This window comes from Microbacterium sp. NPDC077391 (assembly GCF_040686955.1).
Taxonomy (GTDB): domain Bacteria; phylum Actinomycetota; class Actinomycetes; order Actinomycetales; family Microbacteriaceae; genus Microbacterium; species Microbacterium commune.
Genome location: NZ_JBFBMI010000002.1, coordinates 411,454 through 424,287, shown reverse-complemented (window position 1 = coordinate 424,287; position 12,834 = coordinate 411,454). Strand labels below are relative to the sequence as shown.

Here is a 12,834-nt window from a genome sequence, read left to right as displayed (position 1 = left end):
CCCGGGCGCGCCACCCGGGTTGGGTAGCCTGGGCACATGCCCGAGTCTGAGCTGCCCGAAGTCGTCCGCATCGCCCGCGACCTGATCCGCATCGACACCTCGAACTACGGGGGAGGCCGGGCGAACGGCGAGCGCGAGGCAGCCGAGTACGTCGGCGCGTACCTGACCGATCTGGGCCTCGAACCGGAGTACTACGAGCCGATCGAGCGGCGCACCAACGTCATGGCACGCGTGCGCGGCCGCGATCCCGAGCGTCCGGCGCTGGTCGTGCACGGGCACCTCGATGTCGTCCCGGCTGTCGCCGCCGACTGGAGCGTCGACCCGTTCGAGGGCCTGGTGCGCGACGGGATGCTGTGGGGGCGCGGCGCCGTCGACATGAAGAACATGAACGCGATGATCCTCACCGCGGTCGCAGACATCCTGCGGGCCGGCGAGCAGCCCGAGCGCGACCTGATCCTCGCGTTCTTCGCCGACGAGGAGAACGGCGGCGTCGAGGGCTCGGCCCTCGTCGTGCAGGAGCGTCCGGACTGGTTCGCCGGCGCCACCGAGGCGATCAGCGAGGTCGGCGGATATTCGATCACCGTCGACGATCACCGCGCCTATCTGCTTCAGGTGGGGGAGAAGGCGATGCTCTGGCTGCGGCTGGTCGCGAAGGGGCGTGCCGGGCACGGCAGCCGCTATCACGACGACAACGCGGTGACGCGGCTCGCCGAGGCGGTGGCAGCGATCGGGCGCACCCGCTGGCCGATCCGACTCACCCCGACGACGCGGGCGCTGCTCGACGGGCTGAGCGCCCTCACGGGCCGGTCGACCGACGACCCGGATGCCCTGGCCGCCGCGGCCGGTCCCGCCGAGGCGTTCCTGCGCTCGACGTTCCGCACCACGACCAACCCGACGGCGCTGACCGCGGGGTACAAGCACAATGTGATCCCGGAGACGGCAGAGGCGCTCATCGACGTCCGCGTCATCCCGGGGACCGAGGACGACGTGCTCGCCGAGCTGCAGCGCATCGTCGGGGACGACGTCGAGATCCAGACGGTCGTGCGCGACATCGGCATGGAGACCGCATTCGAGGGAGACCTCGTCGACGCCATGGTCGCAGCGCTCGGGCGTCACGACCCCGGAGTTCCCGTGATCCCGTATCTTCTGGGTGCCGGCACCGACAACAAGGCGCTCGTATCGCTGGGCATCACCGGATACGGATTCGCGCCGCTGCGTCTGCCCGCGGATCTGGACTTCACCGGGATGTTCCACGGAGTCGACGAGCGCGTCCCCGTAGAATCGCTTGTCTTCGGCCAGCGCGTTCTGGCCGATCTGCTGCGCGGCTGCTGACCAGCCCACGCTCGCGGCCCGTCTCCACCAAGCCCTGTCAGAAAGCGACGCATGAACCTGCTCGAAGCGCTCATCCTCGGCATCGTGCAGGGACTCACGGAGTTCCTGCCCATCTCCTCGAGCGCGCACCTGCGCATCGTCGGCACCTTCCTGCCGTCCGGCGAGGACCCGGGCGCCGCGTTCACCGCCATCACACAGATCGGCACCGAGGCCGCGGTCGTCGTGTTCTTCTGGCGGGACATCGTGCGCATCATCACCCAGTGGTTCCGCTCCCTCACCGGGAAGGCGCCGCGCAACGATCCCGACGCGCGGATGGGCTGGCTGATCATCCTCGGCAGCATCCCGATCGTCGTGCTGGGGCTGCTGTTCCAGGACTCGATCGAGACGGTGTTCCGCTCCCTGTGGATCGTCGCGATCATGCTGATCGTGTTCGGTGTGCTGCTCGGCGTCGCCGACCATGTCGGTGCGAAGCGCCGCAAGCTCGACCAGCTCACCTACGGGCACGGCGCGGCGTTCGGTTTCGCGCAGGCGCTCGCACTGGTGCCCGGTGTGTCCCGCTCGGGCGGCACCATCACGATGGGTCTCTTCCTCGGATACGAGCGCGCCGCGGCCGCTCGGTACGCGTTCCTGCTGGCGATCCCCGCCGTCTTCGGCAGCGGTTTCTACCAGCTGTTCAAGCACGGGGGAGACCCGGATCAGCATTTCGGGCTGGGTGAGACCTTCGCCGCCACCGGCGTCGCGTTCGTCGTCGCGCTCGGGGTGATCGCGTTCTTCATGAACTGGATCTCGAAGCGCAGCTTCCTGCCCTTCGTGATCTACCGCGTGCTGCTCGGCGTCGTCCTCATCGTGCTGCTCGCGACCGGCGTCGTGCCCGCCGTCTGATCGATCAGCGCTTGTCGAAGCCGTCGCCCCGGCGGCGCAGATAGCGCTCGAACGCCTGCGCGATGGCGTCGCCTGACGCTTCGGGGGAATCCCACGCGTCGCGGGTGCGCTCGAGCTGGCGGATGTACTCCGCCATGTCCTCGTCCTCCGCGGCCGCCGCGTCGATGGATGCCTCCCACGCCGCGGCCTCGGTGCGCATGTGCTCGCGCGCGGGGCCCACACCGGTCAGCTCCTCCAGACGATCCAGCAGCGCCAGCGTCGCCTTCGGCGACGGGGCGGCCGTCGCGACGTAGTGCGGCACGCTCGCCCACAGGCTCGCCGCCGGGATCTCCGCCTGGCTGAAGAACTGGTCGAACACGCTCAGGATGCCCACCGGGCCCTCGTAGCTGGACTTGTCCAGCCCGTGCACCTCGCGCACCCGCGCATCCTGACTCGAGGCGAACACCGAGATCGGGCGGGTGTGCGGCACGTCGGAGAGCATCGCCCCGATCGTGACCAGACCCGTGGCGTCGTCGCGCAGTGCGACATCCAGGAACTCGTTCACGAACGCCTGCCACGCGCGCGCCGGCTCGGAGCCGGTCAGCAGCCAGAGCTCGGGCCCGGCGTCGACGGGTCGGGTCGGCCGCCACAGCGTCGCCTCCGGCCATCGCAGCTCTCGACGCCCGTCGGCGTTCACCTGCGTCGAGGGACGCGTGTACTGGTAGTCGAAGTACAGCTCGGGGTCGACGGCGTGCACCTGTTCGTACTCGCCGGCCGCCCGCAGGGCCGCGATCGCACCGCTGGCCGCCTCGCCGGCATCGTTCCAGCCGTCGAACGCGGCGACGATGATGCGAGAGCCGAGGACGTCCATCCCTCTCCTTCCGGAAGCCGAGTCGATCCCTCCAGGCTAGACCTCACCGTGAAGCGAGGCGCGTCGACCCGGCTAGCATGGGTGCAATGAGCAGAAAGCCCGCCGCAGTCCTGTGGGACATGGACGGAACCCTCGTCAACACCGAGCCCTACTGGATGTCCGTCGAGACGGAGCTGGTCGAGTCCTACGGGGGCACCTGGACGCACGACGACGCGATGCAGCTGATCGGCAGCGGTCTGCTCGAGAGCGGGCGCGTGCTTCGGGAGGCGGGGGTCGACCTCGAACCTCAGCAGATCGTCGACCTGATGACCGATCGTGTCGCGGAGCTCCTGCGCACGCAGGGGGTGCCGTTCCGACCGGGCGCGCGCGAGCTTCTCGCCGACCTGCGGGCGCAGGGCATCCCGACGGCACTGGTGACCATGTCGCTTCGTCGCATGGCGCTCGACGTCCTGGATCAGATCGACTTCCCCGCGTTCGACCTCGTCATCGCCGGCGACGAGGTCGACAGGCCCAAGCCGTTCCCCGATCCGTACCTGGCCGCGGCCGCCCAGCTGGGCATCGACATCGTCGACACCGTCGTCATCGAGGACTCGCCGACCGGTGTGGCCGCCGGCGCGGCATCGGGCGCGGTCACCCTCGGCGTGCCGCACATCGTCGCGCTGGACGGGTGCGGTGCCGACGAGCTGTGGTCGACCCTCGAGGGCCGCACGACGGCCGACCTCGCAGACCTGCACGCCCGATTCGCGAGGGAGGGCGCCCGATGAGCGCCGCACGTCCCAGCGGTCCCTTCCGGGAGGGCGACCGCGTTCAGCTCACCGGCCCGAAGGGGCGCCTGCACACCATCACGCTGCGTGCCGACGGCGAGCTGCACACGCATCATGGGGTGCTGCGTCATGCCGATCTGATCGGCCAGCCCGACGGATCCGTCGCGACCAACAGCTCGGGCCACGACTACCTGGCGCTGCGCCCTCTGCTCCGCGACTTCGCGATGTCGATGCCGCGCGGCGCGGCGATCGTGTACCCGAAGGACGCCGCGCAGATCGTGATGCAGGCGGACATCTTCCCCGGCGCCGTGGTCGTCGAGGCCGGTGTCGGCTCGGGTGCGCTGTCGTTGGCGCTGCTGCGCGCGATCGGCTCCGAGGGCACGCTCACCTCGTTCGAGCGCCGTGAGGACTTCGCCGAGGTCGCGAAGGCGAACGTCGAGACCTTCTTCGGCGAGACCCCCGCGACGTGGCAGGTCGTGGTCGGAGACCTGGCCGAGGAGCTGGGCGCTCACCACCCGGCCGGCACGGTCGATCGCGTGGTGCTCGACATGCTCGCTCCGTGGGAGTGCATGGACGTCGTCGCTGAGGCGCTCACCCCCGGGGGAGTGGTGATCTGCTACATCGCCACGGCCACCCAGCTGTCGCGCGTCGCGGAGTACATCCGAGGCACCGGGCTGTTCACCGATCCGGATGCGTCCGAGACGATGGTGCGCGGCTGGCACGTCGAGGGCCTCGCCGTGCGCCCCGATCACCGCATGGTCGCGCACACCGGCTTCCTGCTCACCGCACGTCGCCTGGCGCCGGGGGCCGTGCCCCCCGAGGTGCGTCGTCGCGCGTCGAAGTCCAGCTACGGTGACGAGGACGTCGAGCTGTGGACGCCAGGCGCGGTCGGCGACCGTGAGATCACCGACAAGAACCTGCGCAAGCGCGTGCGGGAGGCGCAGAAGGCCGCGGGCGGCGCGCGGGTCGCGGCGGCGTCGCGCGAGGGCGAGCGGGCATCGGAATAGACTGGGGCGCGTGCGTAAAACGACCGCTGCCCTCTCGGCCCTCGCCCTCTCCACCCTCGTCCTGACCGGATGCTCGGCCGCGGCGCCGACTTTCGACGGAGCCGCGTGCGAGCGCGACAGCTCGGCGGCGCTGGAGAGATCGGTGACGGTGACCGGAGATCTCGGCGCTCCGCAGGTCGAGATCGAGCTGCCCGTGCACACCGGAAAGCCCGCATACGCCGACATCATCACCGGTGACGGCCGCGCGATCACCGACAGCCGCCAGGAGGCGATCCTCACCCGGGTGCTGGTGAACGGCACGACCGGACAGACGCTGGACGCCCAGCTGAAGCTGTGGAGCCCGGAGTCCGCCGGCGCCGAGCTGTCGGGCGTCGACGAGGCGTTGGCGTGCGCGACGGCAGGCAGCCGCATCGTCGCATCGATCCCCGCTTCGGAGCTTCCCGAGGGCGCCGCGCAGCAGATCGGGCTCGATGCGAACGACAGCCTCGTCGCCGTCTACGACGTGCGCTACACCGCCCTGGCCAAGGCGGACGGCTCCGCGGTGTTCAACGACGCACCCGGCCTCCCTTCGGTGGTGCGCGCACCCGACGGTCGCCCCGGCGTGATCATCCCCGACACGGCCGCGCCGAAGAAGACGATCACCGAGACGCTGCTGCAGGGAGAGCACGAGAAGGTCGGCGACGGCACCGCCCTGATCCGCTCCACCTCCGTCGGCTGGACGAGCCGCAGCGTCGGCCAGACCACCTGGGACGCCACTCTCACCGGCACCGACGGTCTTCCTGCCGAGGTCATCGACGCGGTCTCGAGCTCGCGGGTGGGATCGCAGCTGATGGTCATCGTGCCGACCGAGTCCGGTGACGACGCCACCGTGTACGTCGTCGACGTGCTGGGCGTCATCCCCGAGGAGCTGATGGGCCGGTGACGCCTGCCCGGATCCCCGCCGAAGAGCGCCTGACGAATCTCGTCGTGGCGCTGATGGCCACGGAGATCGGGCTCACCAAGCAGCAGATCATCGAGAACGTGTCCGGCTACCGGCAGCGCGTCGAGGCAGGCGCGAAGACCGATGCGCTGGAGAAGATGTTCGAGCGCGACAAGGACGAGCTGCGTTCGCTCGGCGTTCCGATCGAGACGATCGGCGATCCCGCCGATCCGCACGATCTGCGCGAGGCCCGCTACCGCATCCCGCAGGCCGAGTACGACCTGCCCACCGACATCGAGTTCACACCGGCCGAGCTCGCCGTGCTGCGTCTCGCCGGGAGCGTGTGGAGCACCGAGTCGGTGTCGATGGATGCCCGGTCAGGAGTGCGCAAGATCCGCGCACTCGGCATCGACGGCGACGAGCCGATCATCGGCTTCGCACCGCGCATCGCCGCCCGGGATGCTGCGTTCCCCGCGCTGCAGGAGGGGATAGAGCGCAGCAGGGTGGTCGTCTTCGAGTACCTCAAGCCGGGGGAGAAGTCGCCCACCCGCCGACGCGTCCGTCCGCTCGCGCAGGTGGAGTACGAGGCGCGCTGGCATCTGTTCGGGATCGACGTCGACGCGGACGCCGAGCGCACCTTCCTGCTCAGCCGCATCGTCAGCGATGTGAAGGTGACAGCGCAGACCTTCGACGTCGCGCTGCGTGAGGGCGCCGCGGCTCGTGCACTCGCGGGTCTGGAGGACGTCGCGGCCGCCCAGCGCGCCCTGCTCGAGGTCACGCCGGGCACCGAGGCCGCGCTGCGGCTCGGCCGGCGCGCCACACCGCGCGCACAGGGCATCGCCGTCGGATACGTCGACCGCGACATCTTCGCCGACGAGCTGGCGTCATACGGGCCAGAGGTGCGGGTGGTGGATCCCGAGGATCTGCGCGGTGCCGTGATCCAGCGGCTTCGGGCGATCGCCGAGCGCCACGCCGCCGCCCTGGACGGCGCCGATCGGGAGGAATCATGAGCACCCAGGGCGCCCCGCTTCTCGCTGCCGAGCAGGTTCGGCTCTATCTCACCCTCGTGCCCTACCTGCTCGAGCGCGGGCAGGTGACGCTCGACGAAGCCGCCGCCGATTTCGGGGTGACCCGCGAGGCTCTCCGGGGGATGGTCGAGAAGCTGACGGTCATCGGCCTGCCCGGAGACTCCGGCTACTGGCAGCTGCCGCAGGAGATGTTCGACATCGATTGGGAGCTGCTCGACGAGCACGACATCATCGAGATCACCAACGACGTCGCGCTGCGGCGCGTGCCGCGTCTGACCGCGCGCGAGGCTGCTGCGCTGCTGGCGGGACTGCAGATGGTCGCATCCGTGCCGGCGGTCGCCGAATCGGGCCTGGTCACCGGTCTCATGGCCAAGCTGTCGCGCGGCTCGGCCGGTGCCCCACCCGACCTCGTCGTGGCGCCGGCCGCGGTGACGGAGGTGCAGCGCGTGGTCTCGCAGGCGCTGCACGACGGTGTCGCCGTGTCGTTCCGCTACCAGGCTCCCGACGCGCAGCCCACCACACGCACCGTCGATCCCGCTCAGATCCGCATCGACAACGGCCAGTGGTACCTGCAGGGCTGGTGTCACCTGCGCACCGCGATGCGCACATTCCACCTCGACCGGGTCAGCGACGCGCGGCTCACCGACATCCCGATCACGCACGGCGACGCCGCCGTCCCCGCCGAGTTCGGCGACGGCGACGGCCCGGAGGGTGAGGTGACCGTGCGGATCCCGGAGCGGCTGGTGCCGCTGATCGGATCGTTCCCGCAGGAGGAGGTCGATCGAGGCGCGGGCCTCGTGACACTCCGCATCCGGATGGCCGACCCGCGCGGCATCAAGCGCGTCGCCGCACGCTTCGGCGGTGCCCTCGAGGTGCTCGACCCGCCCCTCGCGCGCACGACGACCCGCGACTGGGCCGCGGCGGGACTCGACCTCTACAAGACGTCTGAGCGGCAGCACGCCCAGGTAGACTGACCGCAACCTCGATCTAGGAGTCCTTCATGCTCGGCAACCTCAACGGATGGCACCTGGTTATACTCCTCGTCGTCATCCTTCTTCTGTTCGGTGCGGCGAAGCTGCCGGCGCTGGCCAAGAGCATGGGCCAGTCGGCTCGTGTCTTCAAGGGCGAGATGAAGGCCATGCGCGAGGAAGACGCCGCCGACCCCGCCAAGAAGAAGGACGCCGTGAGCGACGTCGACCCCGACGCGCCCGCCGGGCCTGATCGCACAGTCTGATCAGCGTGGCTGCGGTAGATTCCCACGCCGCGAAGGACAGCCAGCCACGCGGCGAACGGCGCATGTCGCTGGGAGCTCACCTTCTCGAGTTCCGCAAGCGGCTCATGCTCGCGGCTGCCGGCCTGCTGGTCGGCATGATCGTCGCGTTCCTCATCACCGACCCGATCATCGCCTTCATCACCGAGCCGATCAACCAGGTCGCGAAGACGAGCGACACGCTCGTCGCGCTCACCTACGATTCGGTCACGGCGCCGTTCGATCTGCGGATGCGCATCGCCTTCTCCATCGGCATCTTCCTGTCGGCACCGATCTGGATGTGGCAGCTCTGGGCGTTCATCATGCCGGGGCTGACACGCAAGGAGATCAGGTACACGGTCGGTTTCCTGGGCGCGGCCCTGCCGCTCTTCTTCGCCGGATGCTACGTCGGCACGCTGGTCGTCCCGCACGTCATCGAGCTGATGGCATCCTTCACAGCCGAGGGCGCCACCAACCTGTACGAGGCGAAGAAGTACTACGACTTCGTCTTCAAGATGATGATGGTCATCGGCGTCGCCTTCGTGCTGCCCGTGTTCCTCGTGGTGCTCAACTTCGCCGGCGTCCTGTCCGGGAAGGCGATCCTCAAGGGATGGCGGGTCGCCGTGCTCATCGCGACCACATTCGCGGCACTCGCGACGCCCGCCGCAGATGTCGTGAGCATGCTGATGCTGGCCGGCATGCTCACGGTGCTGTACTTCGCGGCCGCGGGCCTCACCCTCCTGCTCGACAGACGGCGGCGCAAGCGACGGATCGCCGAAGGCCTCGACCCGGACCTGCGCACAGCATGAGTTCACCCGCCGAGCGCTATGCGGCCGCCCGCGCCGCGGCCGAGCACCCGCACACACAGGCGTTCGCCGCGCGGCAGCGCTTCGCGCTCGATCCGTTCCAGGTCGACGCCTGCTATGCGCTCGAGCGCGGCCGCAGCGTGCTGGTGGCCGCTCCCACGGGTGCGGGCAAGACGATCGTCGGCGAGTTCGCGATCCACCTCGCGATGCAGACGGCCGGCGACAAGGCGTTCTACACCACGCCCATGAAGGCGCTGTCGAACCAGAAGTTCCGCGAGCTGGTCGACGTGTACGGCGCGGATCAGGTGGGGCTGCTCACAGGCGACACGAACATCAACGGCAACGCGCGCATCGTGGTGATGACCACCGAGGTGCTGCGCAACATGCTGTACGCCGACTCCGACGCGCTGCGCGGGCTGCGCTACGTCATCATGGACGAGGTGCACTACCTCGCCGACCGGTTCCGCGGTCCGGTGTGGGAGGAGGTCATCCTGCATCTGCCCGAGCAGGTGCGCCTCGTCTCGCTCAGCGCGACCGTGTCGAATGCCGAGGAGTTCGGCGACTGGCTCGACACCGTCCGCGGCGACACCGACGTGATCGTGTCGGAGATCCGTCCGGTGCCCCTCGAGCAGCACGTCCTCGTGCGCGATGACCTGCTGCCCCTCTTCGACGAGCGCGCGGGCATCGCGACCGCCCAGGTGAACCAGGAGCTGCTGCGCATCCGCTCGTTCACCGGCTCCCGCCACGAGAGCAACCGCCGCGCGCAGGAGCACCGCAGCAGCAGACACGCCGGCAGGGAGGCGCACCGGGCGCCCCGGGGCGGCAAGCGCCCCGTGCGGCCGTCGAACATGGGCCGCGTCGAGCGGATGGACCGACCCGAGGTGGTGCGGCTGCTCGAGCGGGCGAATCTCCTGCCCGCCATCTTCTTCATCTTCAGCCGGGTCGGCTGCGATGCGGCCGTGCAGCAGGTGCGCCGCTCCGGCGTGCGTCTGACCACGCAGGAGGAGCGCACCCTGATCCGCGAGATCGTCACCGATCGCACCCGTGCATTGCAGGACGAAGACCTCGACGTGCTCGGCTTCTGGCAGTGGCGCGACGACCTCGAGCGCGGCGTCGCCGCCCATCATGCGGGCATGCTGCCCGCGTTCAAGGAGGTCGTCGAGGAGCTCTTCCAGCGCAAGCTCGTCAAGGCGGTCTTCGCGACCGAGACGCTAGCTCTGGGCATCAACATGCCGGCGCGCACGGTGGTGCTCGAGAAGATGGAGAAGTTCAACGGCGAGGCCAGGGTCGCCATCACGTCGGGGGAGTACACCCAGCTCACCGGCCGCGCGGGACGCCGTGGGATCGACATCGAGGGTCACGCCGTCGTCCAATGGACCGAGGGCATGGATCCTCAGGCGGTCGCCGCCCTGGCATCCCGCCGCACGTATCCGCTCAACTCCAGTTTCCGCCCGACCTACAACATGGCGGTCAATCTCATCGATCGGTTCGGCAGGGCACGGGCACGCGAGATCCTCGAGTCGTCGTTCGCGCAGTTCCAGGCCGACAGGTCTGTCGTGGGCCTCGCGCGCAAGGTGCGCGAGGCGGAGGAATCCCTCTCCGGCTACCGCGACGCGATGACGTGCGAGCACGGCGACTTCCTCGAATACGCCGCGATGCGGCGCGAGCTCAGCGATCTCGAGAAGAAGGACCGACGGGATGCCGGAGGGCGTGCCGCGCGTGACAAGCGCCTCAAGAAGATCCAGGGGCTGCGCACGCGCATGCGTCGGCATGCCTGCCACAGCTGCCCCGACCGTGAGGCGCATGCGCGCTGGGCGGAGCGGTACTTCTCGCTCAAGCGCGACACCGACCGCATCCGCCGACAGATCGAGACGCGCACCGGCACGGTTGCGCGGATCTTCGACCGGGTGATCGACGTGCTCCAGGTCGTCGGCTATCTCGACGGCGAGGGCGATCGCCTCTCGCTCACCGACGCGGGCCGCACCATGCGCCGTATCTACGGTGAGCGCGACCTGCTCGTCGCCGAATCCCTGCGCCAGGGGCTGTGGCGCACCCTCGACGCGCCGTCGCTCGCCGCGATGGCCAGCTGCCTGGTCTACGAGCCGCGGCGCGACGAGCAGAACATGGGGGAGCGGGGCCTGCCGCGCGGCGCGTTCCGCATCGCGTACGACGCCACGACGAGGCTGTGGGCAGAGCTCGACGATCTCGAGCACGACTACTCGCTGCCGCGCACCGAGCCGCTGGCGCCGGGACTTGCCGCAGCCATGCACGCGTGGGCCCGCGGCGGATCGCTCGATCGGGTGCTGATCGACGCCGACATGGCGGCCGGCGACTTCGTGCGCTGGGCCAAGCAGACGATCGATCTGCTCGACCAGCTCTCGATCGTCGCCGAGGACGGCGACCTGGCCCGCACGGCCCGCCGAGCGCTCGACGGGGTGCGTCGCGGCATCGTCGTCTACACCGCGGTGTGAACCGGATGAACGACACCGACCCGCCTTCGGCACGCCCCGCCGTGCCGCTGTGGGCGGCTGCCGGAGTGGCCGCGGTCGCGGGGCTGCTCATGGCGCTCGCGTTTCCTGCGGCGGCCATCTGGCCTCTCGTGTTCGTCGCGTTGGCGCTGCTGCTGCCGATGCTGCGCGGACGCCGCGTCGGCGGTGCTCTGCTGGTCGGCCTGGCTTACGGACTGGTGTTCTTCGCCCTGCAGGTGTCCTTCACGGCGCGCTATCTCGGCCCGGTGCCGTGGATCGCGCTGACGGTCGTGGAGGGCGTGCTCACGGCGGTGGCGCTCGTGCCGATCACGCTGGCGTACCGCTGGCTTCCGCGCGTCTGGCCCCGCAGCGCACCGGTTGTCCTGCCCGTGGTCGTTGCGGGTCTCTGGACCACGCACGAGCTCTTCCTCGGCAACTGGCCGTACGGCGGATTCCCGTGGTCGCGGCTGGGCATGACCCAGGCGCAGGGTCCGTTCGCGCCGGTCGCCTCATGGCTGGGCGTGAGCGGGCTGACGTTCCTGATGGTCGCGCTCGTCGCGCTGCTGATCGAGCTGTTCCGGATGCGCGGACGGATCCGTCCGATGCACCTCGTCGCTCCTGCCGTGACGCTGATCGTGCTGCTGCTGACTCCGCTGTTCCCCACCGCGCGATCCGGCGAGATGCGCATCGCCGCGGTGCAGGGCAACGGCGCCACGGGCTACTTCGACGAACGCGAGCCGTACGGGGTGATCAGCGCTCAGACGGACGCCACCAGGATGATCGACGATGCGGACGTCGACCTGCTCGTCTGGCCCGAGGGCGGCATCGACTACGACCCGTTCCAGGACGAGACGACGGCGCGGCGGCTCACCCGCCTGGTGAACGAGTTCGATGCACCGCTGCTGGCCAACACCGCCACCGAGCGCGGTGAGCAGATCTTCAACACGTCGTTCCTGTGGACGAAGGACGGCGACGCCACGCAGCTGCACGACAAACGCCATCCGGTGCCCTTCGGCGAGTACGTGCCCGACCGCGACTTCTACTACGCGCTCGCCCCCGACCTCATCGGGCTCATCGGCCGCGAATACACCCCGGGCACCAACCCGCCGCTCGTGCAGGTGGGCGGGACCGGAGTCGGTCTCGCGATCTGCTTCGACGTGATCTACGACGAAGTCATCCGCGAGAGCGTGATGCAGGGCGCCGAGGTGCTCGTCTTCCAGACCAACAACGCCGACTTCCGCGGGACGGACGAGAACCTGCAGCAGCTCGCGTTCGCGCGCATGCGCGCCGTGGAGACCGGCCGCAGCGTGGTGAACGTCTCGACCGTGGGCACGAGCCAGATCATCCGGCCGGACGGGTCGACGGTGTCGACCCTGGACGCCGATGAGGCCGGAGCGCTGCTCGAGGAAGTCGAACTGCGCTCCGGCCTCACGGCTGGGGTCGTGCTGGGTCCGTGGATTCAGCTGGGGATGCTGATCACGCCGGCTGTGCTCGTCGTCGCGGGACTGCTGTCTCGGCGGCGACGCTGA

The 12,834-nt window shown here is 69.7% G+C and carries 12 protein-coding genes; 11 read left to right on the top strand and 1 reads right to left on the bottom strand.

Features of this window, described 5'->3' with window-relative positions:
- Positions 1 to 36: 36 nt before the first annotated feature.
- Positions 37 to 1,332 (top strand): M20/M25/M40 family metallo-hydrolase, encoded by a 1,296-nt coding sequence (locus tag AB0O65_RS07320; RefSeq protein ID WP_363383869.1) that lies wholly within the window; start codon positions 37 to 39, stop codon positions 1,330 to 1,332.
- A 51-nt stretch (positions 1,333 to 1,383) separates the two neighbouring features.
- Entirely contained in the window at positions 1,384 to 2,214 is an 831-nt protein-coding gene (locus tag AB0O65_RS07315; RefSeq protein WP_071644438.1) for an undecaprenyl-diphosphate phosphatase, read from the top strand.
- Positions 2,215 to 2,218: 4 nt separating this feature from the next.
- On the opposite strand, the gene AB0O65_RS07310 is transcribed toward AB0O65_RS07315, so the two are convergent.
- A complete protein-coding gene (locus AB0O65_RS07310; protein WP_363383867.1) occupies positions 2,219 to 3,064 on the bottom strand; it encodes a PAC2 family protein in 846 nt (281 codons plus the stop codon).
- A gap of 86 nt (positions 3,065 to 3,150) precedes the next feature.
- Between AB0O65_RS07310 and AB0O65_RS07305 the strand changes: the two genes are divergently transcribed.
- The 9 genes from AB0O65_RS07305 to lnt all read left to right on the top strand — a co-directional run bounded on the left by AB0O65_RS07305 (position 3,151) and on the right by lnt (position 12,834).
- Positions 3,151 to 3,828 carry an HAD family phosphatase gene (locus tag AB0O65_RS07305; protein WP_313478762.1) on the top strand — a complete coding sequence of 226 codons (678 nt, stop codon included), beginning with the start codon at positions 3,151 to 3,153 and terminating at the stop codon, positions 3,826 to 3,828.
- A complete protein-coding gene (locus tag AB0O65_RS07300; protein ID WP_191713039.1) occupies positions 3,825 to 4,835 on the top strand; it encodes a tRNA (adenine-N1)-methyltransferase in 1,011 nt (336 codons plus the stop codon). Before AB0O65_RS07305 ends, AB0O65_RS07300 begins: the two co-directional genes overlap by 4 nt.
- A 10-nt stretch (positions 4,836 to 4,845) precedes the next feature.
- Positions 4,846 to 5,757, top strand: coding sequence for a hypothetical protein (locus AB0O65_RS07295; RefSeq protein WP_313478760.1), 912 nt, complete (start codon positions 4,846 to 4,848; stop codon positions 5,755 to 5,757).
- A gap of 53 nt (positions 5,758 to 5,810) precedes the next feature.
- Positions 5,811 to 6,764, top strand: coding sequence for a WYL domain-containing protein (locus AB0O65_RS07290; protein WP_313478845.1), 954 nt, complete (start codon positions 5,811 to 5,813; stop codon positions 6,762 to 6,764).
- Positions 6,761 to 7,756, top strand: coding sequence for a WYL domain-containing protein (locus AB0O65_RS07285; RefSeq protein WP_191713038.1), 996 nt, complete (start codon positions 6,761 to 6,763; stop codon positions 7,754 to 7,756). The genes AB0O65_RS07290 and AB0O65_RS07285 overlap by 4 nt, the downstream gene beginning before the upstream one ends.
- A 26-nt stretch (positions 7,757 to 7,782) precedes the next feature.
- A complete protein-coding gene (gene tatA, locus AB0O65_RS07280; RefSeq protein ID WP_071644446.1) occupies positions 7,783 to 8,016 on the top strand; it encodes a Sec-independent protein translocase subunit TatA in 234 nt (77 codons plus the stop codon).
- Between the two features lie 62 nt (positions 8,017 to 8,078).
- Positions 8,079 to 8,840, top strand: coding sequence for a twin-arginine translocase subunit TatC (gene tatC / locus AB0O65_RS07275; protein ID WP_071644447.1), 762 nt, complete (start codon positions 8,079 to 8,081; stop codon positions 8,838 to 8,840).
- Positions 8,837 to 11,308: a DEAD/DEAH box helicase gene (locus tag AB0O65_RS07270; RefSeq protein ID WP_363383863.1), complete on the top strand. Its 2,472-nt coding sequence runs from the start codon at positions 8,837 to 8,839 to the stop codon at positions 11,306 to 11,308. The genes tatC and AB0O65_RS07270 overlap by 4 nt, the downstream gene beginning before the upstream one ends.
- Before the next feature lie 5 nt (positions 11,309 to 11,313).
- On the top strand, positions 11,314 to 12,834 hold the full coding sequence (gene lnt, locus AB0O65_RS07265; RefSeq protein WP_313478753.1) for an apolipoprotein N-acyltransferase: 1,521 nt from the start codon (positions 11,314 to 11,316) through the stop codon (positions 12,832 to 12,834).